The organism is Chromohalobacter sp. 11-W, assembly GCF_029889905.1.
GTDB lineage: Bacteria > Pseudomonadota > Gammaproteobacteria > Pseudomonadales > Halomonadaceae > Chromohalobacter.
Window position 1 is genome coordinate 292268 of sequence record NZ_JARANZ010000004.1, and the last position, 26772, is coordinate 319039.

The 26772-nt window shown below is 54.7% G+C and carries 22 protein-coding genes; all 22 read left to right on the top strand.

Annotated features, from left to right (window positions below):
• Positions 1-75: 75 nt before the first annotated feature.
• Positions 76-1218, top strand: a complete 1143-nt coding sequence (locus OP494_RS08055; protein WP_280540221.1) for an O-antigen polymerase — start codon at positions 76-78, stop codon at positions 1216-1218.
• 8 nt (positions 1219-1226) lie between these two features.
• Entirely contained in the window at positions 1227-2165 is a 939-nt protein-coding gene (locus OP494_RS08060; RefSeq protein ID WP_280540222.1) for a glycosyltransferase family 2 protein, read from the top strand.
• A gap of 29 nt (positions 2166-2194) precedes the next feature.
• Complete coding sequence (locus OP494_RS08065) at positions 2195-3223, top strand: glycosyltransferase family 4 protein (protein ID WP_280540223.1); 1029 nt, start codon at positions 2195-2197, stop codon at positions 3221-3223.
• 1039 nt (positions 3224-4262) lie between these two features.
• A complete protein-coding gene (locus OP494_RS08070) occupies positions 4263-5408 on the top strand; it encodes a glycosyltransferase family 4 protein (protein ID WP_280540224.1) in 1146 nt (381 codons plus the stop codon).
• A gap of 884 nt (positions 5409-6292) precedes the next feature.
• Positions 6293-6889, top strand: a complete 597-nt coding sequence (locus tag OP494_RS08075; RefSeq protein WP_280540225.1) for a sugar transferase — start codon at positions 6293-6295, stop codon at positions 6887-6889.
• The gene (locus tag OP494_RS08080) at positions 6882-7505 is read left to right on the top strand and encodes an acetyltransferase (RefSeq protein ID WP_280540226.1); all 624 of its coding nucleotides are present in this window, start codon (positions 6882-6884) and stop codon (positions 7503-7505) included. The genes OP494_RS08075 and OP494_RS08080 overlap by 8 nt, the downstream gene beginning before the upstream one ends.
• A gap of 31 nt (positions 7506-7536) precedes the next feature.
• A complete protein-coding gene (locus tag OP494_RS08085) occupies positions 7537-8727 on the top strand; it encodes a DegT/DnrJ/EryC1/StrS aminotransferase family protein (protein ID WP_280540227.1) in 1191 nt (396 codons plus the stop codon).
• Between the two features lies 1 nt (position 8728).
• Entirely contained in the window at positions 8729-10495 is a 1767-nt protein-coding gene (locus tag OP494_RS08090; protein ID WP_280540228.1) for an SLC13 family permease, read from the top strand.
• 172 nt (positions 10496-10667) lie between these two features.
• On the top strand, positions 10668-11585 hold the full coding sequence (cysD, locus tag OP494_RS08095) for a sulfate adenylyltransferase subunit CysD (RefSeq protein ID WP_280540229.1): 918 nt from the start codon (positions 10668-10670) through the stop codon (positions 11583-11585).
• A gap of 67 nt (positions 11586-11652) precedes the next feature.
• Positions 11653-11997, top strand: coding sequence for a four helix bundle protein (locus OP494_RS08100; RefSeq protein ID WP_280540230.1), 345 nt, complete (start codon positions 11653-11655; stop codon positions 11995-11997).
• A 73-nt stretch (positions 11998-12070) separates the two neighbouring features.
• On the top strand, positions 12071-14002 hold the full coding sequence (cysN, locus tag OP494_RS08105; RefSeq protein ID WP_280540231.1) for a sulfate adenylyltransferase subunit CysN: 1932 nt from the start codon (positions 12071-12073) through the stop codon (positions 14000-14002).
• A gap of 55 nt (positions 14003-14057) precedes the next feature.
• Positions 14058-16028, top strand: coding sequence for a nucleoside-diphosphate sugar epimerase/dehydratase (locus tag OP494_RS08110; RefSeq protein WP_280540232.1), 1971 nt, complete (start codon positions 14058-14060; stop codon positions 16026-16028).
• Positions 16029-16221: 193 nt separating this feature from the next.
• Positions 16222-17544, top strand: coding sequence for an O-antigen ligase family protein (locus OP494_RS08115; protein WP_280540233.1), 1323 nt, complete (start codon positions 16222-16224; stop codon positions 17542-17544).
• On the top strand, positions 17541-18443 hold the full coding sequence (locus tag OP494_RS08120; RefSeq protein WP_280540234.1) for a glycosyltransferase family 8 protein: 903 nt from the start codon (positions 17541-17543) through the stop codon (positions 18441-18443). The genes OP494_RS08115 and OP494_RS08120 overlap by 4 nt, the downstream gene beginning before the upstream one ends.
• 91 nt (positions 18444-18534) lie before the next feature.
• Positions 18535-19683: a glycosyltransferase gene (locus OP494_RS08125; RefSeq protein WP_280540235.1), complete on the top strand. Its 1149-nt coding sequence runs from the start codon at positions 18535-18537 to the stop codon at positions 19681-19683.
• Positions 19684-19915: 232 nt separating this feature from the next.
• Complete coding sequence (locus OP494_RS08130) at positions 19916-20794, top strand: hypothetical protein (protein ID WP_280540236.1); 879 nt, start codon at positions 19916-19918, stop codon at positions 20792-20794.
• Positions 20795-20903: 109 nt separating this feature from the next.
• Positions 20904-21668, top strand: coding sequence for a sulfotransferase family 2 domain-containing protein (locus OP494_RS08135; RefSeq protein ID WP_280540237.1), 765 nt, complete (start codon positions 20904-20906; stop codon positions 21666-21668).
• Positions 21669-21692: 24 nt separating this feature from the next.
• Positions 21693-22478 (top strand): sulfotransferase domain-containing protein, encoded by a 786-nt coding sequence (locus tag OP494_RS08140; protein WP_280540238.1) that lies wholly within the window; start codon positions 21693-21695, stop codon positions 22476-22478.
• A 254-nt stretch (positions 22479-22732) separates the two neighbouring features.
• A complete protein-coding gene (locus OP494_RS08145; protein ID WP_280540239.1) occupies positions 22733-23839 on the top strand; it encodes a glycosyltransferase family 2 protein in 1107 nt (368 codons plus the stop codon).
• 19 nt (positions 23840-23858) lie between these two features.
• On the top strand, positions 23859-24962 hold the full coding sequence (locus tag OP494_RS08150) for a glycosyltransferase (RefSeq protein ID WP_280540240.1): 1104 nt from the start codon (positions 23859-23861) through the stop codon (positions 24960-24962).
• Between the two features lie 164 nt (positions 24963-25126).
• On the top strand, positions 25127-26101 hold the full coding sequence (locus tag OP494_RS08155) for a glycine betaine ABC transporter substrate-binding protein (protein ID WP_280540241.1): 975 nt from the start codon (positions 25127-25129) through the stop codon (positions 26099-26101).
• Positions 26102-26259: 158 nt separating this feature from the next.
• On the top strand, positions 26260-26772 hold a 513-nt coding region (locus tag OP494_RS08160), incomplete at its 3' end, for an Rpn family recombination-promoting nuclease/putative transposase (RefSeq protein WP_280540242.1).

A 26772-nucleotide genomic window follows, 5' to 3' on the forward strand; every position in this document is an offset into this window, starting at 1 on the left:
TTCGAGCTTCCTGAACTGATAAACCGAGAGGGTTGATTCCCTAGTGTTTGATTCTTATCCTATGGTGTGTTGGGCATGAAAGCCTCTTTCTTTACTTCAAAAAATAGCATTTGGCTTTCTCCTCTAACGATTTTAATGTCGTTTGGAAGTGTTGGCTTGATAACCAATATTTTGGTTTATTCTGATTGGTCCCTTTCTCATTGGTTGTTTTTAGGCGGATTGTTGTCTTTTGGTGTGGCTTATCTTTTTGTCCGTCTATTGTTTAGCGTGCCCGTTTCCACCCAATCAATTCGCAGACATTCCCGTTTCGTACCGTCAAACAGAATCAATAAACCATTGGTTTCAATATATTGGTTGCTTGGTCTTCTAGGTGCAGTTGTCTCTTTGTACGTTATTATAATGATTGGTGCACTAGGCGAGCGCGATTTATTTTTCAATCTGCGGTACTCGCACACTGTTGAGGGGGCTACTCCAAAATCTATTGGTTATCTTTCTTTATTTAGTTTTTCTCTGGCATTGTTTTATGCGTACAAGGGGTTCCCTAAGCTGTCATTAGTTAACTTGGCAATGTCTCTTTTGGGAACTTTGGCTTTTGCTGAAAGAACTGGCTTGTTGATGAAGATTGCGGCTGTTTCTTACATTTTTGTTTGGGTCTACGGGTTCAGATTAAAGTTTTTTCTGACTGCAGCTTTGGTTTTTTTGGTCCTGTCTTTTGTTATTGCTTTCGGTGCCGGAAAGGTAGGTGGTTCTGATTCTGAGTTTTTTTTGGTGAAATATATTGGTTATGGGGTAAGTTCGTTTGATAATTGGATCTATGGAGCTGAACCAGTACCTTGCTACCAAAGCGTCTTTGGTACTATTTTAGGCGGGAGTATTGATAGTTTAATTGGTACAGCTTCTCGTTGTGCTTATGTCCCGGGCGCTCCCCCCGGGGAGTTTAATGTGTATACATATATGTCGAATCCTTATGTGGTTTTTGGTTCAATCGGAGTATATGCTGCTATGGCCTTATTAGGTTTGTTTTATTCTTTTTTGTTTCATGTGGCTTCGAGAAATCAGGGTGTGTGGGTTCTGTTGCTGTCGATTTTTGTATATCCTTTGGTTATGGTTTTTTACGCTTGGCAGTTTAGTTTGACTACATTTGTTTATTTGGCGATATTGCTGTTTCCATTGTTTTTTTGTGTATCTCGCTCGGCGTGCTCAAAAGTTTATAAGTGATGAGGCTGATGAATATTGATATTGTTATAGTAAACTGGAACGCCGGCTCACAATTGCGCGAGTGTGTAGACTCGGTGCTTGCGCATGGGGATGATGTCGTCTCGCAGGTGATCGTGGTGGATAATGGCTCTACCGACGGTTCTTCTGACATGGTTGAAAATCTCCTTGGTGTCAAGGTCATCCGCACGGGTGAAAATCTCGGCTTTGCCGCAGCGTGCAATATGGGAGCGATGGTGGGGGATGCGCAATATCTGTTGTTTCTTAATCCGGACACGCGTGTGGAAGCGGGTTCTTTCTCTGTTCCGCTGGCATTTATGCGGCAGCCAGAAAATGCAAGGGTAGGCATCTGCGGTATACAACTCGTTGATAAAAACGGGAAGGTAAGTCGGACCTGTGCAGAGTTCCCGACGCTGTTGCGCCTGACGGCGTCGGCGTTGGGAGTTGATCGGTTGCCTGGGCTTCGTGGAATGGGGATGCGCATGGCCGAGTGGGATCATGATGATACGCGGCGTGTGGATCAGGTCATGGGCGCTTTTTTTTTGGTCAGAAGAGAAGTGTTCAGCGAGTGCAAGGGATTTGACGAACGGTTTTTCGTATATTTCGAGGAGGTGGAGCTGGCACGCCGTGCCCAGCTCGCCGGTTGGGAAAGCTGGTATCTGACCGGCGCCAGGGCTTTCCATGCTGGCGGCGGCACGTCGCGGCAGGTCAAGACGAGGCGTCTGTTTTATTCTCTGCGTAGCCGTTTGCTATACGGTTTCAAACATTTTCCATCGTGGCAGGCCTGGTTATTAGTGGCGGTAACAGGGTTAATTGAACCGGTTACTCGAACGGCTTGGTGTATTGCTCGTGGCGATAGGGCTGGGGTGCGCCAAACTTGGTCTGCGTATCGAATGCTATGGTGCAGCATGGGTCGTATTATGCGTGGTGAGGGCCGTTGGAATCCATGAAAGTCCTTCTGTTATCCCGGTACGGCCCGATGGCTGCCAGTTCCAGGGTTCGATTTTTGCAATACCTGCCTTATTTTCAGGCTCAGGGTGTTGAAGTTACCGTTGAGCCGCTATTGTCTAATGCCTACCTGTACGCCCTCTATAACGGCGGTTCTCGCTGGCGTGAAGTATTCAGGGGATACGCCCGCAGAATTACGTTTTTGATGCGTGCACAGCGGTTCGATGTGGTGATTATCGAAAAGGAGCTGTTCCCCTTCACTCCCGCACTTGCCGAGCGGCTTTTGCGGGCAATAGGTGTCCCATACGTGGTGGATTATGACGATGCTCTATTCCATCGCTATGATTGCCACTCCAGTGCAATAATTAGGCAGATACTGGGTCGTAAAATAGATACGGTAATGCGCCATTCAGCAGCGGTAATAGCGGGTAATAAATACCTGGCCGAGCGGGCACAAAAAGCTGGTGCGCGAAAAATAGAAATCGTCCCCACCGTGGTAGATGCCGACCGCTATCAGCCGAAGCTCAGAGTGACTGGTGAGGTTCCGATCGTTGGCTGGATCGGAACGCCAAAAACCAGCCGATACTTGAAGCCACTTTTGCCGGTGTTCGAGTCGATCAAAGAGAAAATGCCGGTGCGCTTTGTGGCCGTTGGGGCTCGAGAGGGGGATTTCGCAAACTCGCCGGTGGAAGCCTGGCCTTGGTCTGAAGAAACGGAAGTGGAGTCAATTCAGCGGTTTGATATTGGTATAATGCCCCTTCCTGACACCCCGTTCGAGAGAGGCAAATGTGGTTACAAATTGATCCAGTATATGGCTTGTGGTTTACCAATAGTAGCATCCCCTGTGGGGGTAAATAAAGAGATTGTGGTGCCAGAGAAAAATGGACTACTTGCTGAGACAGTCGAAGAGTGGGATCAGGCGTTGCGAGCCCTGTTACAAGCAGATTTTTCAAACCATGAGGCGATGGGCAGTGCTGGCCGAGCGTGTGTTGAGAAATGGTATTCATTGGGCGCTCAATCTCCTCGTTTATTGGCTACTATTTTTTCCTCTATAGAATGATTCATAGAGTTTTGTTTCCTGTTTCATATTTAAATGTGTTTTTTACATATCTAGTTTTATAATGATTTTATTATTCAGGTTAATGGGGGTATTGTGTTTTCCGCCAATCACTCTATGCTCCCAAAAGTTTTCGTGTAAATATTTCTCAACACTTATTGATAGTGGGGCAGGTCATATTGATGACTGCGAATGATGTCGAGAGTCGAGAAATCGTCGCACTCGGGGTAGTTCTCAAGTCAGTTACCTTTCGCTGTGGTAACTTTCCCTTAACAACTGACCTTAAGGCGTATCAGCGCTTGCGTGATACCTATCGCCGCTATCGTCCCAAGTTGGACACCACTTTCATGCCAAGCCAGTTATCCTTGGGTCTATCGTAGCCTGCCGTGAGCTTTGCGCTAGTGTGCGTGTCGTAAATTTCATAACTGGCCTTGCGCATACTTTCGTTTAAGGAAGGGCTGGTTACCCAACTAGCGAGTGCTGGCTATCGTTTTGCATTGCTGAAATGAAATATGCCTGTCTTCCAGAATAGAGATGACTAGGCCTTGTTTCAAAAGCATGGCTGGGTGTCAGCCACCAATCAGCGCCTGATCGTGGGGTCGGGCATCGACATTGATCGTTTCACCCTAGTTGATCGTACCCAACATAATTGTGAAGCATTATGGCATCATGTTAAGCCAGAAGAGATCCATGTATTTGTGGCGGTCGCTAAATTAGTACGACAACGTTACCCCGAGGCTCGCTTTGCTTGGACCGGCGAGTATGCAGTCGCCTGTCTGATGTCGTGCCGCTGATGGAGAATCGGACATGGTCATGTTTACCTCCTCCTATCGTGGGGGGTATGTGGGCGGGCCGTATGTGTGCATATTAAGAGGCTCTTGGTCTTGGTCGGTCGTGAACCAGTATTTATTTTTATGAATGCTTTGTGTTACGAGGAGAAATGAAATGACCCGCGCGAGGAGGTTGTTATGGAAAAGGGGGTAAGTTTGATTTCGCTGCTGGTTGTCGAAGTGAGGCGCTTAATAAGAGATAGGAAGGTTTTATGAGTAACACTATCGAACCCGAACGGATCTTGGTGTTGGGAGGAGTGTCGCTTTCCCTGCTTAATTTCCGCGGTCCGCTGCTAAAACGGCTAAAATTACGGGGCCATGAGGTGGTGGCCGCGGCACCTCCGGATGAGAATGCTGCTAGTGTTGCCGATACTTTGGAGTCTTGGGGCATCCGCTTCATGCCGGTATCATTGTCGCGTGGCAGTGCAAACCCTATTAGGGACTGGTCCTCGTTTTGTGCAATCAAGCGCTTGCTTGCCGAGGTGCGTCCTAATAGCCTGATTGCCTATACAGTCAAGCCGGTGGTCTATGGGGGAATGGCGGCCCGCTCGGTAGGGGGGGTTCGTTTCTTTCCCATGATCACCGGGTTGGGCTACGCCTTCACGGAAGGAGCTGGTTTGAAGCGCGCGCTACTGCGCCAGGTGGTCATGGGGTTGTATCGCCGTGGGCTGAAGGACGCCGAAAAGGTGATCTTTCAGAATCCGGACGATCAGGCACTTTTCGAGCAACTAGGGCTGGTGAATGATCCGCAACGGTCCGTGCGGGTTTACGGTTCAGGCGTGGACCGGGTTGACTTTCCAGAGCACCCGTTGCCTGATGACCAGGTTTTCCTTATGGTCGCCCGCCTGGTGGCGGACAAGGGGGTGCGGGAGTATGTCGAGGCGGCTCGCCAGGTGAGGGAACGGTTTCCGAATACCCGCTTTCTTTTAGCCGGGGGGCTTGATCCAAACCCGGCGGGTATCTCTCAGGCTGAAGTTGACGAATGGGTTGCGGAGGGAGCAATCGAGTATCTAGGAGCCGTTCAGCCGATACAGTCGGTACTAGCCCAGTGTCGCTACTTTGTCTTGCCATCTTACTATCGAGAGGGAACTCCGCGCTCCGTACTGGAGGCCATGTCTACTGGACGTCCGATCATTACCACCGATGCACCGGGTTGTCGGGAGACGGTTAAGCATGGGCGCAATGGGCTGTTGGTACCGCCACGGGACAGTCGTGGGCTGGCTGATGCAATGGAATCTCTCCTTCAACGGCCAAGGGATGTGATTGTTTCGATGTCAGAGGAAAGCCTTGGGTTAGTGCGTGAGCGATTTGATGTGGATCGAGTGAACGACCACCTGTTGTCGATAACAAACCTGTAGGCCGGAGGGAGTGGCCAGAGTTCGTTTCTTTCGGGGTTTCTGTGAGTTTGACGAGGTATTTGATGATGGTTAAGAACCTATAATAGAAACATCCGTGGCGTCGGCATCATGGTACGCTGTTGACTCTGTAGGCGCCCTATGCACTCCCCAATCAGAGACCTCAGAATAGGCAAGAAGACATCAGTTCAGTTTAGCCATGCTCTCTTACCACCTGAAACAGTGAAAGAATACATCGGCACCGAAGCGCTAAAATCGGTTGAGAAGAGCGCTGCTGGCCTGAGGGCTAGGCGGTTTATCGTCTGCCTGCTTTAGATGTACCGAGCTACCGAAGTACTATTGAACCGCAGGGAAACGGACATACTGGCTCCCGCCCGGAATGCCATGGCTTTGGTCGATGCCATCCAAGAACTTGTCGAGCAAGATTTTGCCATTCAGCGGACTGTTGATCAGTCCTTTGGCGATCTTTAAGTGCCAAGCATGAACGATGCACCTGCGGTATGCATTCTGGTCACTGGTGCCACAACCCTCTGGGCTACGCCATGGTCGAATGATTGGCGGAGGCATTAGGATGAGAGCCAGTGTTGGAGGGAGCGCCGGGACGCTCGATGAGTTAACGGCTTTCGCCGAGGTCCTAGATCAGCCGCGACTGCTCGGCGAAGATGGACCGCGTGCTCAAGCCTTAGCCGCCGAGCGTTCGACCGTTACCTTCTAGCCGATAGCTGCGAGGCCTGGATGGAAGGCGCTCCCACTCGAAACCACTGTGTAGGAGCATAATTCGAACCGCTCGCGACATTTTCGCCATGCCTGCATTCTAGCAAGGCAGGTGATGTTACCTGAATGATGTGATGACTCCCTACACTCATTAGCCGACTGAATTACTGCCCATGAAACGCCTGTTGGATATCATCGTTGCTTCGTTCGCGTTGCTGCTACTGTCGCCCGTAATGGCAATCGTCGCGCTGCTCATTCGTCGTCGAGTGGGGAAGCCAGTGATGTTTCGCCAGACCCGACCGGGGTGTTACGGCAAGCCCTTCAAGATGGTCAAGTTTCGCACTATGTGTAATGCCATCGACGCTCATGGCAATCCGCTACCAGATGCCGAGCGTATATCGCCCTTTGGTAACTTTCTTCGCAAGACCAGCTTGGATGAATTGCCGGAATTATGGAATGTGTTGAAGGGCGATATGAGTTTAGTAGGCCCGCGCCCACTACTGATGGAGTATTTACCCCTTTACAATCAAGAGCAGTATCGTCGTCATGAGGTGCGCCCTGGGGTGACTGGTTGGGCCCAAGTTAACGGTTGGAATGCTTTGAGTTGGGAAGAGAAATTCAAACTCGATGTTTGGTATGTTGACCATCAATCATTATGGCTAGATTGTAAGATCTTGTGGCTGACAATCAAGAAAGTCATCATGCGTGATGGCATCTCTGCGGAAGGGCAGGCAACGATGGAGCGTTTTCGGGGGAATAAGGATGATTAAGCTTGCCATCCTAGGTGCTAGTGGCCATGGCAAGGTGATAGCGGATACCGCGTTGCAAGCTGGTTGGGCTCAGGTCGTGTTTTTCGATGACGCCTGGCCAGAGGTTGCCGAGAATGGCTCCTGGTCAGTGGTTGGCGATTCCAGTTCTTTGTTTGATCGCCTGAGCGACTTCGATGGCGTTGTTGTGGGTATTGGGAATAACCGAATTCGCTTGGAGAAGACGCGTGGTCTGCAGTCGAAGGGGGCTAAACTGACAACCATTATTCATCCCCGTGCAACCGTCAGTGATTCTGTTAAAATCGGTGCTGGGAGTGTAATACTTGCCGGCTCAGTAATCCAAGTGGACTCCGAGCTTGGCGTTGCATGCATCGTCAATACTAGTGCCAGTATCGATCATGACTGCTTTCTGGGTGATGGAGTGCATGTTTGCCCTGGTGCGGCTGTGGCTGGTTCCGTACGTGTAGGCGAGGGCAGTTGGATCGGTATCGGCTCGTCTATCAAACAGTTGATCAAAATTGGTTACGGAGTGACGGTCGGGGCAGGGGCAGCAGTCATCAGAGATGTACAAGATGACCAGGTTGTTGTTGGAGTTCCGGCTGCTCCCGTCACTCAATAGTTTATGAGTTATTATCAAATTTGGTGATTAGATGCTGAATGGACCCTTTTCGCCTTGGCCTTCTTTTACAAATGAAGAAGCCGAGGCAGTACAGCGTGTGCTGCTTTCCAACAAGGTCAACTATTGGACGGGGACTGAGGGACGTGAGTTTGAGCGTGAATTCGCGGCTTTCGCGCAAACGCATTACGCAGTTGCTGTTGCCAATGGCACCACCGCGCTGGATTTGGCTCTCAAGAGTTTGGGAATTGGCCAAGGAGAAGGGCAGGCACGTGACGAAGTGATCGTGACATCGCGCACCTTTCTCGCTTCGGCCTCAAGTATCGTGACAGCTGGGGCCGTGCCGGTGTTTGCCGATGTGGATCGCGACTCTCAGAACATTACGGCCGAGACGGTGGCCGAAAAGATTACTCCCCACACTCGTGCGATTATCGCCGTGCATCTGGCAGGTTGGCCATGTGAGATGAATGATCTCATGGCCCTGGCGGAGCAACATGGGCTTTATGTGATCGAAGACTGTGCCCAAGCTCATGGTGCTACCTATGCAGGGAAAAGTGTCGGTTCCATAGGGCATGTCGGCTGCTGGTCCTTCTGTCAGGACAAGATCATGACCACAGGCGGTGAAGGTGGCATGGTCACGACCGATGATGAAGCTCTGTGGCGACGCATGTGGGCCTACAAGGATCATGGTAAAAGCTGGGAGGCGGTGTACGAGCGCGAGCATCCCCCTGGTTTCCGCTGGTTACACGAGAGCTTTGGCACCAACTGGCGTATGACGGAAATGCAAGCCGCTATCGGGCGCATTCAACTGGAGCGCATGCCCGAGTGGAAGGCCGCCAGGCAGGCCAATGCCCAGCGAATCTGGCAAACGGCCTCTGAATGCCAGGGGCTGCGGGCACCGACCATTCCCGAGCATGTCGAGCATGCTGCCTACAAGTGCTACGTATTCGTCGAACCTGAGCGGCTCGCAGACGGCTGGGATCGGGATCGTATCCAACAGGAAATAGTGGCGAGTGGTGTGCCTTGCTTCTCGGGCTCCTGTTCCGAGGTCTACCGTGAGAGAGCTTTCGATGGTACGGAGTGGCGACCTGATAAACCGCTTCCCATAGCGCAAGAGCTGGGCGAGACGAGCCTGATGTTTCTATGTCATCCGACGCTTATCGAGGCCGAGGTGGATAAAACCTGTCAGGTAATCCAGGCGGTCATGGCACAGGCTACAGCCTGATATGCCCTTGGAAGCTTTGCTGACGCTGGGCGCGGTACTTTCGGTACTCGCCACGCTTGTCATTACCCGCATTGCGCCGGACGTCGTCCTGATGGCGGCGCTCGCCTTCCTGGTGATCAGCGGTATCCTCACGCCCAGCGAAGCGCTGGCGGGGTTCGCCAACCCCGGCGTGATGACCATCGCCACGCTCTACGTGGTCGCGGCGGGGTTGAAGGAAACCGGGGCCATCCAGTGGCTGGCGCATCGCTTGCTCGGTCAGCCCCGGCGTTTGCGGCAGGCGCAGTTGCGCGTATTACTCCCGGCCTCGGGGCTGAGCGCCTTCATGAACAACACCACCGTGGTGGCCATGTTCATCCCGGCGATTCAGGAATGGGCGGCGCGCCTGCGGTTGCCGACCTCCAAGTTGCTGCTGCCGCTCAGCTACGCCTCGATACTCGGGGGCACCTGCACGCTGATCGGCACCAGCACCAATCTCGTGGTGGATGGCCTGCTGCAGAGCGAGCGGGGCATCTCGCTGCATATGTTCGAGCTGGCCTGGGTGGGCGTGCCGCTTGTGGTCATCGCCGGGGGCTTCCTCTACCTGATGGCGGATCGCCTTTTGCCCAACCGCCAAGGGGCGCTGGAACAGCTCGAACAGGCGCGAGAATACGCCGTGGAAGTCCGCGTGATTCCGCAAGGCCCCCTGGAAGGCAAGAGCATCGCCGATGCGGGCCTGCGGAGCCTGGCGCATGGTTACCTGGCGGACATCGAGCGTGACGGCGAGCTGATGACCGCCGTGCCGCCGGAAACCAAACTGCAGGCCGATGACATCCTCGTCTTCGTCGGTGCCCCCGAATGCGCCCGTGAGTTGCGCCGTGTCCACGGCCTGCGCCCGGCCAATGGCGACGTGCGCAAGCTGGATATCGCGCATCATCGGCGCTGCCTGGTCGAGGCCGTGATCGGCCCGGATTTCACCGGGATCGAACAGACGGTGCGCGAATCGCGCTTTCGCTCGCGCTATCAGGCAGTGATTCTCTCCATTTCTCGCCATGGCCGCCGCTTGCCCGGCAAGCTGGGGGATATTCGCCTTCAGGTGGGCGATACACTATTGATGGAAACCGCCCAGGAATTCGTCTCGCAATACCAGTACCGCAAGGATTTCCTGCTCGTCAGCGCGCTCAACGACTCCACGCCGCCGGATTTTCGCAAGGCGCCCTGGGCGTTGGGCATTCTCGGTGCCATGGTGCTGGTCAGTGCCACGGGTCTGTTGAGCATTCTTGAGGCGGCGTTTCTGGCCGGTGGTGCCATGCTGCTCACGCGATGCGTCACGGCGAGCAAGGCACGGCGCTATCTGGAGCTTTCGGTACTCATTGTCATCGCCGCCTCGTTCGCCCTGGGCAACGCCATGGACAAGACCGGCGCCGCGAGCCAGATCGCGCAATGGCTACTCCTGATGGACGGCCTCTCGCCCTGGATGGCCCTGGCCATGGTCTACGTCCTGACCGTGATCTTCACCGAGCTGATCACCAATAACGCCGCCGCCGTATTGATGTTTCCGGTGGCCGCCGCCGTGGCCGAGCAACTGGGCGTGAGCATCATGCCCTTCGCCATCGGCATCATGTTCGCCGCCTCGGCCAGCTTCATGACCCCACTGGGCTACCAGACCAACCTCATGGTTCTCGGCCCCGGCGGTTATCGTTTCGTGGATTACCTGCGCCTCGGCGCCCCCATGAGCCTGTTGGTCGGTGTTATCGCCATTGGCCTCATACCGCTGGTGTGGGGGTTTTGAACAAGCTTGAAGAGCGCCGCTTCGCGGCTGGAAGAAGACAGAAGGAAGAGGGCAGAAGCAAGAGACAGGAGACGGGGTGGCCGTTGGTTTTCCTTCCTTCTTACGTCTTACTTCTTCAGTCTCTGGCTTTCAAATCGCCTCAACACCCGTTTCTAACAACCAAGGTTTTTAGATGTCTGAGATAACTCCCGAACGCCAAACCCACCTCAAACAGCTTGAGGCGGAGTCGATCCATATCATCCGCGAGGTGGCTGCCGAATTCGCCAACCCGGTGATGCTGTATTCCATCGGCAAGGATTCGTCGGTGATGCTGCATCTGGCACGCAAGGCGTTTTACCCCGGTACGCCTCCGTTCCCGCTGATGCACGTCAACACCACCTGGAAGTTCAAGGAAATGATCGAGTTTCGCGACCGCATGGCCGCGGAGGTCGGGATGGAGTTGATCGAGCACATCAACGAGGAAGGCCGGGCCGCGGGCATCAACCCCTTCGATCACGGCAGCGCCAAGTACACCGATATCATGAAGACCCAGGCGCTCAAGCAGGCCCTGGACAAGCACGGCTTCGATGCCGCCTTCGGCGGCGCGCGCCGCGACGAGGAAGCCTCGCGCGCCAAGGAACGCGTCTACTCCTTCCGTGACAAGCACCACCGCTGGGACCCCAAGAACCAGCGCCCGGAGCTGTGGAACATCTACAATGGCAAGGTGCAGAAAGGCGAGTCGATTCGCGTCTTCCCGCTCTCCAACTGGACCGAGCTGGATATCTGGCAGTACATCTACCTCGAATCGATCCCCATCGTCCCGCTGTATTACGCCGCCCCGCGTCCGGTAGTCGAGCGCGACGGCATGCAGATCATGGTCGACGACGAGCGCCTGCCGCTCGAAGAGGGCGAAGTCCCCGAAGAGAAATGGGTCCGCTTCCGCACCCTGGGCTGCTACCCGCTCACCGGCGCCGTGGAATCCACCGCCGCCACGCTGCCCGAGATCATCCAGGAAATGCTGCTGACCAAGACCAGCGAGCGCTCCGGCCGCGCCATCGACAAAGACCAAGTCGGCAGCATGGAGCGCAAGAAGCGGGAAGGGTACTTCTGAGCCGAAGGCTCAGAAGAGCCGGAAGTCGGAAGCTAGAAGCTGGAAGAAAAAGCAAAAAAGACATCTTATGGACTTCGAAAAACTTCAGGTTTGGAAGCGTTCTGCCAGGCTGTCGGCAGAGCTTTATAAGTCGATGCGCGACCTGCGGGACTTCGGTTTCAAGGATCAGATTACGCGATCCGGGCTTTCGGTACCCAGCAACATTGCAGAAGGCATGACGCGAGGAACACCTAAGGACAAGCGTCACTTTCTCCTGATTGCGAAGGGCTCATGTGCTGAGCTCAGAACACAAATCTACATCGGTATCGACATTGGTTACATCGATAAGACCTGTGGAAACCGGTGGTTACAGGAAACACGTGAGGTTGCCGCCATGCTTTCGGGGTTGATCGGCAAGCTCACCAACGAATGAATCGGCAGGAAGCTACGTGGGGTTGGGGTTTCTTCCAGCTTCTAGCTTTCAGCTTTCAGCTATGGGAATGGGTATGTCACACCAATCGAATTTGATCGCTGACGATATTCAGAGCTACCTGCAGGAACATGAGAACAAGGACCTGCTGCGCTTCATCACCTGCGGGAGCGTCGACGATGGCAAATCGACCCTGATCGGGCGCTTGCTGCACGACTCCAAGATGATCTACGAGGATCAGCTGGCGGCGATCACCCAGGCCTCCAAGACCAGCGGCACCACCGGTGACCAGGTTGATCTGGCATTGCTCGTCGACGGCCTGCAGTCCGAGCGCGAGCAGGGCATCACCATCGATGTCGCCTATCGGTATTTCTCTACCGACAAGCGCAAGTTCATCATCGCCGATACCCCGGGGCATGAGCAGTACACTCGCAACATGGCCACCGGCGCCTCCACGGCCAGCCTCGCGGTTATTCTCATCGACGCTCGCCACGGCGTGCAGACCCAGACCCGGCGGCACAGCTTCATCGCCGACCTGTTGGGCATCCAGCACCTGGTGATCGCGGTCAACAAGATGGACCTGGTCGATTACTCCCAGGCGCGCTTCGACGAGATCGTCGCCGAGTACCGCGAATTCGCCGCCAAGCTCAACGCGCCGGACATCCACTTCGTGCCGCTGTCCGCGCTGGAAGGCGACAATGTCGTCAATCGTAGCGAGAACATGCCCTGGTACAGCGTCGATGGACAACCGGGGACGCCGCTGCTCGAACTGCTTGAGACCGTCGAGGTCACCCACGACCGAAACCTGACGGATCTGCGTCTGCCGGTGCAGTACGTTAACCGCCCGCACCTCGACTTCCGTGGCTACTGCGGCACGCTCGAGGCCGGCATCCTGCGTCCCGGGCAGGCCATCAAGGTGCTGCCCTCGGGCAAGGCCTCCACGGTGTCGCGCATCGTCACCTTCGACGGCGACCTCGAGGTGGCCTATCCGGGGCAGGCGATCACCGTCACCCTTGAAGATGAGATCGACATCTCGCGGGGCGACTGGCTGGTCGCGGAGGATGCCGAGGTGCCGCTGGCCGATGCCTTCGAGGCGGACATCGTGTGGATGCACGACACCGCGTTGGAACCCGGCCGGCTGTACGATCTCAAGCTCGCCACCCGAGACCTGGCGGGCAAGATCAGCCGGATCGACTACCAGACCGACGTCAACACGCTCGAGCATCACGCCGCCGAGACGCTGAATCTCAACGCCATCGGCCGCTGCCGCATCGAAGTTGCCGGCACGCTGCCGGTAGACGATTACCGGGTGAGCCCCGGCACCGGCAGCTTCATCGTCATCGACCGGCTGACCAACGTCACCGTTGGCGCGGGTATGGTGCATCGGCATCTGGAAAGCGAGCCGCCCTACGAATACCGCACACACGACAGCAAAGCCGAGGTGGTGTGGAATCGTTCCAGCGTGACGCCTGCGATGCGCGCACACATCAAGGGGCATGCCGGCAAGTGCATCTGGTTCACCGGACTTTCCGGCTCGGGGAAATCCACCCTGGCCAACGCGCTGGAAGTCGAACTCAACCGGCGTGGTTATCACACCATGCTGCTGGACGGTGACAACATTCGCCACGGCCTGTGCAAAGACCTCGCCATGAGCGAAGCCGACCGTACCGAGAACATCCGCCGGGTAGGGGAAATCGCCAAGCTGTTCGCCGATGCCGGTATCATCGTGATTACCGCCTTCATCTCGCCGTTCCGTTCCGACCGGGCGGCCGCGCGCGAACTGTTCGAAGACGGCGACTTCATTGAAGTGCATGTCGACACACCGTTGGATATCTGCGAGCAGCGCGATCCCAAGGGGCTCTACGAAAAGGCCCGCCAAGGCAAGATCAAAGACTTCACGGGGATCAACAGCCCATATGAAGCACCTTCCCAGGCGGAGGTATCTGTACAGAGTGCGGAATATAGCCAACAGGAGTTGGTCGCTCAGTTGCTCAAGAGAGTCATTTGAAAAAGGTCATTTGGAAAAGAGTCATCTGAATGCGTGACAACACAAGGATGAGATGATGGCCCAAGCACGTATGCATCAGTCGATTGCCGGGCTCAGTCGCGGCAAGAAGCGTTTGGTGATGGTCGCGGCGGATCTTGTCGCGTTGCCGTTGGCGCTGTGGTCTGCCTATGCACTTCGCCTTGCCGAGTGGTGGCCGGCACGCTATCTCGAGCCTTTTTGGTGGTTGTTTTTGATCGTGCCGCCGGTCGGCGTGTTCGTTTTTGCCCGGTTGGGGCTCTATCGCGCCGTTGTACGCTTCATGGGGCCTCAGGCGCTGTGGGCGGTGGTCAAGGGGGCGCTGCTATTGGCGCTGTTGATGTGGGCCTCGGCGTTCTTTTATCGATGGCAGATGTTCCCGCGCTCGGTGCCGGTAAACTTTGCCTTGGTAACGTTGGTGTACGTGGGCGGTACGCGACTGGTGGTACGAAGTTACTATCAGTGGTTGATCAAGCACTATACACAAAAAGAGCCGGTGGCCATCTATGGAGCTGGCGGTGCCGGAGCGCAATTGACGCTTGCGCTAGCCAATAGCCGTGAGTTCTACACGGCGGCCTTCATGGACGATGACCCCGCGTTGTGGGGCTTCACTATCAAAGGAGTGAAGGTCCATAACCCGGCTCGCTTCAAGGCGGTAGCTGAGGAACTGGGCATCAAGCGCGTGTTATTGGCTATGCCCAGTGCCACCAAGGCACAGCGCAAGCAGGCGTTGGATAATCTCGGCGATGTGCCGGTGCGAGTGCAAACGGTGCCTTCCATGCCGGAGATCGTCTCGGGTATTGCGAGCGTCGATCAATTGCGCGAGGTGGAGCTGGAGGACCTGCTGGGGCGTGACCCTGTCCCGCCACAGTATGATCTGGTGAATGCCAGCATCCGCGATAAGGTGGTCATGGTCACCGGGGCGGGTGGCTCTATCGGCAGTGAGATGTGTCGTCAGGTGGTTCGCGGTAAGCCTAAGGCACTGATTCTGTTTGAGGTGAGCGAGTTTGGCCTTTACGCCATCAATCAAGAGTTGGAAGCGGCGCGTATCGAGATGGGGGAAAGCTATCCCATCGTGCCGCTGCTCGGCAACGTGTGTGATCGTAACCGGGTGGAGGCGGCAATTCGCCACTACGGCGTGCAGACGCTTTACCATGCCGCCGCTTATAAGCATGTACCCATCGTCGAGAACAACGTGCTGGAAGGGGTGCGTAACAACGTACACGGCACCCGCGTGGTAGCTGAAAGCTCCGCTAGCTTGGGCGTGGAACGCTGTGTGTTGATCTCCACCGATAAGGCGGTACGGCCCACCAATGTGATGGGAGCGACCAAGCGCATGGCGGAGCTGGTGCTTCAGGACCTGGCTACGCGCTACGCCTTGAAGGATGGCCATCGCACGACTTTTTCTATGGTGCGCTTTGGTAACGTGCTGGGCTCTAGTGGCTCGGTGGTGCCATTGTTTCGTCGCCAAATCGCCGAAGGCGGGCCGATCACGGTGACGCATCCCGATATCACGCGTTTCTTCATGACCATCCCCGAAGCGGCGTTGCTGGTGGTGCAGGCCGGTTCCATGGCCGAGGGAGGCGATGTATTCGTGCTGGATATGGGCGAATCGGTGAAGATCATCGACCTGGCGCGACGTATGATCCAGCTCACCGGCCTCGAAGTGAAAGATGAAGAAAACCCTGACGGTGATATCGAGATCGTCTATAGCGGACTGCGTTCTGGTGAGAAGCTTTATGAAGAGCTGCTGATTGGAGATAACGTTGTGGGTACCAAGCATCCGAAGATCATGCGTGCCCAGGAAGAAGCCCTAACGCATCAAGAATTGATCGCACTGCTGGGAGAGCTGCAAGCGGCCGAGCGAACCCTCGATAGCCAGCGCTCTTGCGCCATTTTGAAGAAAGGCGTGAGGGGGTTTGCCCATAATGGCAATATGGTGGATTTGCTGCCAACAACGCCGGCAGAGACAGTACGGCTTTCTGTGCCATCGGGCACGTCAAAGCATTAGCAATACGCCCGTTTCAGACGCCCGGCCCCCTCGTGGGGCTGGGCGTCTTTGTGTCTGAATGTAGCTTTATAAATTTCCCCGGATATGCGACGTCTGGTACTCTGTCGCGCTTTTGATAGCACTGGCGAGGCGAGATACCTGTCTCGACGTGTGTAAAGCCGGATAGGGCGCGAACACAGGGGTAGATCGGTAGATGGAAAGTAGCAGCAGGTGGGTGTCGCGGCCCGGCTGGAAACAGACGAATTACGCGATTGGTTGGGTGGCGCTATCCCTCTATGCCTTCACGTGGCTGATCGATTTTGATCTCTCACGTGCAGGAGAATCCGTTTTCATTCTATGTTTCGTTATCGCCTGGTGCACGGAGCCCGAGCCATCGATCAAGCGGCATAGGGTGTTCTTGCTGCTGCTCTCGTTCGTCGCGCTACAGATCGGCGTATACTTTTTTGCGGTAAAGCGTTTCCCTGATTTTGCCGATGAGCAGGTAAAGGCCGCCAGGCACTTTGGCAAGTTGTTTCTGTGCATTGCCGTGGCCTGGTGGTTGCGGGGCTCCATGCGGGCGGCCAAGTATCTGTTGATGGTCTTTCTGGTCGGCTTCCTCGTTTCTCTGGCGCTTAATTCCAACACTGGGGAGTGGTTGGCGGCTATCGCGGGGCGCCGAGCGGATTTCGGCTACACGAACGCACAACACACCGCCTTCTTCATGGGCCTTGTATTGATCGTGGGCGGCAGTTGGCTTGCCCGGTGTCTACAACGGCCTGTTCGAGGCGTCGAATGGGGGGCAGCGCTGAGTTTGACGGTACTTGGCTTGGTGGGCATTGCCGTGACCCAGACGCGGGCGGTCTTGTTGGCAATAGCTATTGTAATGGCGGGTTTGCTGCTCGTGGGCTTGGTGTCTCTATGCAGGCGGCGGCACTACAAGGCGTTAAGCGCCAAGGGCGTGGTGGTATCCATTGCCGTGGTTAGCGTGTTGTTGGCGCTCGGATACTCGTTGGCACCATTCTTCGAGAAACGGCTCCACGCCTCGCAAGCGACAATTCAATCGCTTGAGACGGGGGATTTAGACGAGATTTCATTAAAAAATGGTATCGGCATTCGTATCCATACCTGGCTGTATGCTTTGGAGAGAGTATCCGAACGCCCCTTGACGGGCTGGGGCGCGGAGAGCCGCAAACCCTTGATTGATGAAGGCCCCTTTCCGGACCGGGTGAAACATCGCTTCGGGCATTTCCATAATTCCTATCTGGAAATCCTGCTGGCGTACGGCGCCCTGGGGATGCTGGCGTTGATGATTCTCACCTGGATGATTCTCAAGGGGACCGTTCGACTGCTTCGTCCAGGGCAGCGTTATTGGGGCGTGGGGCTATTATCGGCCTGGGCGTTCTTTTTCATCATCAACGTGTTCGAGTCATACCTGATCTTCAATTCCGGCATGTACTTCTACATCATCGTCGGCGGCGTGGGGATGTCTTACTACCTGTTCGGAGAGCGTGAGGAGACGGAGGTGGTAACCAAATGAATGTCGTCTTGTGTGCGGACGAGGGTTATGCGCGCTATGGCGCCGTCGTTATGGCGTCTGCCATTGCTAACGCCTCCAACCCCGAGCGGCTGCGTTTTTTCGTACTGACCACAGGGCTGGAAAAAAACACTCAGGAATGCTTGCGTGTTTTGGTGGAAGAGGCCGGTGCTACCATTCACATCATCGACGTCGATGTACAGGAGCTGCAGGGTTTGCCGACTGGACGCTTCGGTGTCGCGGCTTTGCTTCCATTGTTGATGCATCGCTATTTGCCGGCCGATTGTGAGCGTGTCATCTACCTGGATTGTGACGTGTTGGTGCTTGGTGATCTCGAGGAGCTGTGGTCCACGCCATTGGAAGGGCACGCCGCAGCGGCGGCGATGGATCTGTGCAATCCATCCAGCAAGCATACCCGGCGTGATCCCGATAACTATTTCAACTCAGGCGTGATGCTGGTGAATCTGGTGGCATGGCGTCGCGAGCGAGTCGCTGAGAAGGCGCTGGAATGTCTGCAAACGGATGAGACCGCTCGCTATCCCGATCAGGATGCCTTGAATCAGGTGCTGGAAAGCAAATGGCGCCGACTTGGGCCGGAGTGGAATTTCCAGCCAACGGCCTATGCGGCTATGGAAAAGCGCTACGCGCATCTCACTCAGTACTTGCCTTCACTGGAAGCGGCCAGCCGACAGCCGCGAATCGTGCATTTTATCGGGGCGGTGAAGCCATGGCACGCACGATGCGTTCATCCATTTCAGAATGACTTTATCGCTTACTCGACGCTTACCCCCTGGCCCATAGAAAAGGCCGCGTTGAGATCGACATTGCCGTGGGGAAAACGTATTCGTTTGTTATTGAAACAGCCGAAGATTCGCCGTCGTCGTATGCTGGTGCGATCGTAGGTTTGGCATTTATCGCGGAGTTACAAAGGATGTTCGACCTCTATCGGCCGCCTGCTATATCAACAATAGTCACTGCCATGTTGGAGGCCTGATGCGCACTTTGGTGGTCGTGCGCTCCCTGAAGATGGGTGGCATGGAGCGGGTGGCGGTCAATCTGGCCGATGCGTTTGCAGATGCTGGGCACGAGAGCCATTTGGTCAGCTTTCGTAAGGTGGCGAAACCGTTATGCCCCCTGCATCCCGAGGTGAGGCAGCATCATTTGCCGCTGAGGCACTTAAGTCGTTTGACAATAGTCGGGGCTCTTCTGGAGTTTTTCGCGCGTTGGGTACTCAACCCTATGCTCAAGCGTGCCGTGTTCCTGGGCACCGGGATTATGGGCGGGGTCGTGTTCCGCCTGTGGCTACGGCGCTTCGAGCGTCAGTACGGGCGGGTGGATAGGATCGTCTTTCGCGGCCAGGGCACTTTCGAGCAGGTATGGACGTTTCGAGATAACCGCGCGCGTTATGTGTTGGAAAACATTGTCCGCGCGCATAGGCCGAGTCTCAGCCGCCGGTTGTTTGCACGTTGTCTTTACCAGAATCGGCATTTGGTGGCGGTATCGGAAGGCGTTGCCGAGACAGTGCGCCAGGGCATGGAAATGTGGCGGTTTTCGCCAGCGAGTTTGGAGGTCATCCCTAACCCTTGCCCCGTGATGGATATACGCCACGCGATGCTGGCGCCGGAGCCGGATATTCCCGCCGAGCCTTACATCGTCAACGTGGCGCGTATGGTGCCGGCTAAAGACCAAGCGCTACTGCTGCGTGCCTATGCGCGTTCCGGAGTGACAATGCCGCTCGTGCTGGTAGGGGATGGCTGTGAGCGATCCAACCTGGAAGCACTGGCCACGGAGTTGGGTGTCGAGGGGCGTGTGGTCTTCGTCGGTCAACGGGAGAACCCCTATCCCTGGATGCATCATGCTCGGCTGTTCGTACTCAGTTCGCGCTTCGAGGGCATGGGCATCGTGCTTTTCGAGGCGTTGGCCTGTGGCACGCCAGTGCTGAGTGTGGATTGCCCAGGCGGTATTCGCGCGATTCTCAAGGGAGAGTTAGAGAGCAGTATCGTCGTACATAGCGAGGAGGATCTTGCCACGGGTATTCAAAAGGCCATTGAGGATCATCCACCCGACATCAACGAAGCCTGGCTGGACGATTTCAAGTCGGAGAGGGTGGCGGCGCGGTTTCTGCGATCACCAGGTAGTTAGCGTTAGGCGAAGATGCTCATAGCGTTATAAACTAAGTAAACGTGATTTTATAAAACGTTACCCTTATGCAACGTGCGCGTAAATTGATATCATGCTAACTATTAAGAAAGCATGATGCATATAACGAGGCACGACGCATGGAACATGGGCAAACGTATCTTATCTTCGGCTTGCCACGAGGGCACAAGCAAAGAGCTTCATTTATTTCCTCGGTGAAACAGGAGGGCGCGGCGTGAAGTCTTTGCTGCTTCGTGAGCACCGATTGCCCACGCCGCCCGCGGGCGACCCCGCATTCGCTCCCCTGGAAGACCCCCGCATGTACTGGCCGGTACAGCGGGCACGCTTGTCAAAAACGGTGAGAGAGGGCGCTCAATCCTTGGGTGTGCCGGTGGAACTGGGTTTGCTTCGCTTGTGGCAACATAATCTGCCGGGCGCCGCCTGGGTCGAACGTATCGGCTTGCCACGCCGCGCGGTTGAATTAACGCTTGACGATAAGCTGATCTTGCACGTGAATCCGAACGACCTGGTTCGAGCCACTCACTGGCAAGGCTGGCCCCATAAGTACCGACCGACTTCCTCGGCGTTTATTTGGGATGGCGAGTGGGACCTGCGGCGTGGAGACTTACGAACCAGCTCCCGCGCACGATTCATCGCGGATATCGATGCGCACCGCGATGACCTCGCACAGTCGGAAGCCTTCGCCAAGTACATGGCGCGCTTGAAAGCCGGAAAGCCCTGGTCGTCGCATCAGCAAGGCATTCTGCTGGATAGCGAGGCCCGCATTCTCACCTTCTTGCGCGTTTACCTGAGTTTCATGGACGACATGGCCGTGCGCGGCTTCGATTCCACGCGTGGCAAGGATATGCTGGGTGTCGCTGTCACACGCGAAGGGCGGCTTCTCAAGATCAACCGTGGCTTGCATCGCCTGGCCATGGCCCAGCATATCGGCTTACCTTCCGTGCCGGTTATGGTTAAGGCCGTGCATCGCCAGTGGTGGGAGCGGGTGACGCAAGGTACAGTAGGCCATGTTGCTTGGCAACGCACATGTGGAGAGTTACCTACCTGCATACCCGAAATGGAAGCTGGGCCCCTCGACCCTATAGAGTCGTGAAGACAAAAATACGGACATAGTGCTGCGTAACCTCCAGTAAAAGGTAACGAAGTGTTGTTACCTTTTAGTAGCATCAATAATTTAAACTGGTCTCGTCGCAGGGGGTATTTTGATAATTAGTCATAAGTATAGGTTCATGTTTATACATTGTCGAAAAGTGGCCGGAAGCTCTATCAAAAATACGCTATGGCCTTATTTGGGTGATGATGACATTGTGATAGGAAGCCTAGATGAGATTCTTAAAAATGGGCATACATTAAATAGCAGAGCCAAAAAAACCTTATATCATCCTAGAGCGCTGAATGTGACACGAAAAGCTTTCTTGGAAAGGTGGCGATACGGTAATACGAACCGATATCGCAACCTTGTGAATACTGCGGTTAAGGCCAAATATAAAAAAACGCTTTTTAGAAATCCTGTGCATTCACCGGCTGAGGCTGTAAAGCGCTATTTTCCTTATGAGTGGGAGAACTACTATAAGTTTTGCTTCGTGAGAAATCCATTCGATCAGGCCTTGTCGGAATATTTTTATCAAACTCGAGGCTTGGAACGAGATGTCTCTTTTAGCCATTTCTTGAAAGCGATGGCGGGCGAGGTGGATGACCCGAAAATCGTGCCTCATGGATTTAGAAGTAACTGGCCACTTTATACTTGTGATGATGAGCTGGCTATTGACTATGCTGGTAAGTATGAAAGTATCGAGGAAGAGTTTAAAATTGTTTGCCAACACCTTGGTGTCCCTTGCCAAGACAGGTTGATGAAAGAAAAAAAGGCTAAAGGTGATAAAGGTGAAATCAGTAGCTGGTACAGCGAGGATGATATTCAGAGGGTCAGGTCTATTTACGCGGACGAAATTCGTTTCTTTGGGTATTGAGAAATCTGTCGAGCGGGAGGGAATGTGCTTTTAAAACGTTTTTTTAGAGAACGAGTTTCGTTTGTTTCTTACCCGAAGAGTGGCAGGACTTGGTTGCGTGCCATGTTAGGAAGTTACTTTTCTTTAAAGTACGAGGGCGATAGTGCTGGTACTTTCCCCGATGTGAGAGAGTTGAGTGATAAAAATGGGTTGCCTAAGATTAAGTTTACCCATGATGGGGCTTCCATGCAGGCTAGCTTAAGCTATAAAGATCTGCGAAGCGGACATAGAGATTATAGAAAAAACAAGGTAGTTTTTGTTGGAAGAGATGTCAGGGATACGTTGGTATCGGCTTATTTTCAAGCCACAAAGAGAGTTAATGTCTACGAGGGAAGTGTTAGTGATTTTTTGAGAAGCGATACGTATGGCGCTGATAAAATATTGAGCTTTTACCAGCTATGGCATTCTGCATGTAATGAGCCTCGCGCCTTTCTTTACACGAGTTATGAGTTGATGCATGAAGATGCAAGACGAGAGTTGACTCGTGTTTTGAATTTTATGGGTGTTGAAGTTGATGATGATTTAGTTGGGAAGTCTGTTGATGCATGTTCGTTCAATAACATGAAAAAAATGGAGAAGAGTGGAGAAGGAACGTCATCGGCTTTTCGTCCGGCTGATACGAAGGATGAAGAGAGCTATAAGGCAAGAAAAGGAAAAGTTGGAACGTATACGGAAAACCTCTCGGAAGAGGATATTGATTATATCAGTAAACGTGCCTCGGCTTATGGAATAGATTTGTATGATCCATGGAATGGCCAAAAGAGCCATTGATAAGTAAGCCATGATGCTTATTAGCTTCATATCGCCTGATCAAGCCAGGCGACCTCAAGCCAACGACATGATGGAGCGCTTCCACGGCCGGGTCGTCTATGTGCTGGCCTGGCACCTGCGTAGTAATTTCTTGTAAACCCCTCCTTAAAAATTAGCCTTTCGTGCTATCTTAGATTTGAAGTGATATATAGACAGAAAGCCCTTTGTATTAGGTTATTGGGTTTTTCTTACATTCATATCTCCCCGAGATAGGCATGAAATATAAGGTTAATCCCGTTTCAATACCCAATAATGTCGCTATACGGCGACAGCCTCATCCGAAAGATGGAAGTATCAGCGAAGAGCAGTTACAAAACTTCGATGATAAGTTCGTATTTTATGATGTATTCATCGACCCTGACGTGGATGAGCTGGTGGGAATCGGTCCTCCCGCGCTCAATGTGAAGCCTTACGTCGAGGATATGAAGGTCTGGGTGAACGGGCGCCAGCGGAAGTTTTCTTTCGTTGACTACCCGGAGCACAAGGTGTCCCTGTTGAAGGCGCGGGTGCCGCATGCCGAACGGTATGAGGTAGTGCTGGAGTTTTCGGATGCGACACACGAGATGACGTTGTTGCGAGATTCGTCGCGAGATTTGTCGCGGAACCCGACGGCGCGGGGTCGTAAGGTGCTGACCGCGATATCCAAGAACAATGCCGTTGAATGGATCGATGAGTGGATCGATTTTTATAAGGCGAATTACGGCATTGACGATGTCTTCATTTACGACAATGGAAGCGACAACCTAGAAGCGCTTGAGGAGAAGGTAGGCGAGAAGGCGAATATCGTCAGCTGGAACTTTCCCTTTGGCCCAACGGCCAAGCGCTTCAGCTCTTTTGCCCAGCCGGTCGCCCTGAATCATTGTCTGAAGCGTTTTGCCAAGGGCGGGGTGCTGTTCAATTTCGACATAGACGAGCTGCTGATTGCCGACGAAGACCGCATCATGTCGGCGGTTGCTCGTCATAAGGTCGTCTACTTCGAAAGCCATAACGTGCCTTACGTTAATCCCGGTAAACGCGATTACTCGTTCTGCGATTTCAGGTATCGCTACCCGGAAAGGAAAAGAACGGCGCGCAAGTTTGTCTGTGACGCGGATGCCAATTTCTTGATTTCACCGCATAACACCTGGGTGAAAAAGAATTATCTCCTGGCGAGCCGTTTGAAGCGCAACAAGCCGGATGCTCTGGTCGATGCCGATGCGTACTTCTTGCACTTTCTCGGCATCACGACCAACTGGCAACCCGACCTGGACAAGTTGAAGGAGGTCCCTAAGGAAAGCTTGGTAGAAGATGATAGTCATATACGGATGATGCCTGTGGGTTGAATTGCGCCTAGGATGGCGCTTGACACAGGCACTGAAAAAGGAATTTACAGTGGCTGATGGAAAATCTTTTTTATTTGTTTCCGACCATTTGGGTGGGGGCGGTGCCCCAATCTCGATTTTAAACTTGGCGGAGATACTGGCCCAACGTGGCCATGATGTCACCATTGCCGTGCTCAGCGATAAGGTGTGGCACGACATACCCGAGGGAGTGACGGTCAAGACGCTTCCCTTCCGATACAAGAACGTCTGGCAAAAGCTGCGGCGCTTTCGTTTGCACGCCGCGAAAGTCGATGCGTGGCTGCGCGAGGACGCGAAAACGTACGATGTCGTCATCGCGAACCTGTATTACGCGCACCGGGTCGTCACATATTCCTCGTTGGCGGCGCAAGCGTGGCTGTGCATTCGCACCGATCCTACGGAAGCATTGCTGAGTAAACGGCGCTCTCGACCAAAAGCGTTACGCAGGATTAGAAAGCTCTATGGCGGGCGCCGGGTCGTCGCTATTTCCCACGGCATATTGGCCTCGTTATCCGACGCTAAGGCGGCGCCGGGACATGGCAAGGTCATTCACAATGTCATCGACGCGAGCACCATCGAACGCCGCATGGACCAGAGCGTCGAGGTGAGCGACTACATCGTTAGCGTGGGGCGCCTGGGACTGTGGCAAAAACGCTATGATCGCCTGTTGCGTGCCTACAAAGAGAGCGGCATCACACAGAAGCTGGTCTTCGTCGGCGATGGGGAGCTTGAAAACGTCCAGGCGCTGGTCCGTGAACTGGGGCTCGAATCGCGCGTGGTGTTCCTTGGCCAGAAGGCCAATCCCTACCCGTATATTCGTCACGCCGATCTTTTGGTGCTGGCATCTGATTACGAGGGCTTCGGCCGTGTCATCGCGGAGTCGCTGATCTGCGGCACGCCGGTGGTGAGCACCGATTGTCCGTCGGGGCCGCGGGATATCCTGACGGGAGAGTTGGCGACTTGTCTGGTACAAACAGACGATGAGCAGGCATTAGCCCGTAAAATGCGCGAGGTGTTGGAAGCTCCGCCGGTGATAAAGGCCGAGCATTACACATGCTTCTCTCCCGATACGATTGCACGCCGCTATGAGACGCTCGCGGGCTGATCGGTGGCGCTGTGGTATACGACGCCCAGGTTTTGTAACGACAGCGATAGCTATATAGGGTGTGTGTTCATTTTGTGTCGAACGTCGATGCCGGCGATGTGGCTCGGCGCCTCGACGATGCCTAAAAATCTGACTTACAACTTCAATATTACGGGGTGATCGAATTGAGCAACCAGCTACTGACCGGGCGCAGCTCCCTGATGTTCAGCACGGCCTTGGCCGCTTTGTTTCTGGCAGCGCCGTCCTTGTCGGCCAGTGAGGCCGAGCAGGAAGAGTCGGCCAGCAAGCGCGGGTCGGAAACCATCGCCAGCCAATTCGTGTTCGGCTCCGGCAAGGAGTGTCCTCATGAACCGTACTGCCTGCCCGCGCTCGAGCAAGAGTACGGCTTGCACTTCGCCGATTTCGTGGTCACCGACCCCGGTGGGCCGCGCACGCGAGAGGCGCTTCTGAACGGAGACATCCAGATCGGCGTGCTCTTCACCACCAATGGGTATCTTGCCACTGACCGCTTCGTCCTGCTGGAGGATGATCGTAACGCCCAGCCGGCGGAAAACGTCATTCCGGTGGCCCATCAGTCCATCGGCGATGCCTACCCCGAGCTCGGTGAGGTGCTCAATCCGCTCAGCGCCGCCCTGACGACTCCGGAACTGACCGAGATGAACCGACGCTTCGCGCTCGACGGGGTGGAGGCGGAGACCATCGCACGAGAGTGGCTTAAGGAACATGGAGCGTCCGCGCCTTCGGAGAGTGCGCCGAAAAAAGAGGGCCCCACCATCGTGGTCGGCTCCGGTAACTTCGCCGAGAGCATCATCCTGGCGGAGATGTATCGCCAGGCGCTTGATCAGGCGGGATACCCCACCCGGCATCGCCAGGAAATCGGCAACCGCGCCACCTATCTGCCCCTGCTCGAGAGTGGCGAGATCGACCTGTTCCCGGAATACACCGGCAGTCTGGGTGGCTGGCTGAACACGATCGCGGACACGAGCGGACAACCCCTGTCGGCATTGCTGCCCGAACACGACCTGGTGGGCTTCGAGCCAGCCCCTGCGCAAGACAAGAACGGCTTCGTGGTCACCGCCGAGACCGCGCAGCGCTACGATCTCGAAAAGATCAGCGATCTGGCGAAGCCCGCTCCCTGAAGCTTGCTTCTTGGAGTTTGCATATTGGTCAACACGGCCGAGGCATGGCGCCCACCCAGGTTGTGAGAAGATATTAGTGGGAGCGAATTTATTCGCGATAGTCCCTGTCCCAGGTGCCCGCAACGCGGTAAGCTTCCAGGGTCGAGACAGGAGCACGCATGGCGAGTCAACCCCACCACCCTCACGACCACAGCTATAAGTTGCTGTTCTCTCACCCCGAGATGGTGAGAGATCTATTGACCGGGTTCGTCAAGGAAGCCTGGGTGGAACAACTCGACTTCTCGACACTGGAGAAGGTCAGCGGCTCCTATATCACCGAAGATCTGCGGGATCGCGAGGACGACGTCATCTGGCGAGTGCGCTGGGGCGACGACTGGCTCTATGTTTACTTGCTGCTCGAGTTCCAGTCGAGCGTCGATAGATTCATGGCCGTGCGAGTGATGACCTACCTGGGGCTGCTCTATCAGGACTTGATTCGTCAGGGGGCCTTTACTCCCAATGGCAAGCTACCGCCGGTATTGCCGATTGTGCTCTATAATGGGGAGAAGCGCTGGACGGCAGCACAAAACGTGGCGGACCTGGTCGAACAGGTACCCGGAGGGCTCGAACGCTATCGGCCGGACTTGGCCTATCTGCTTCTCGACGAAGGGGCGGTCATCAGCGACCCTGAG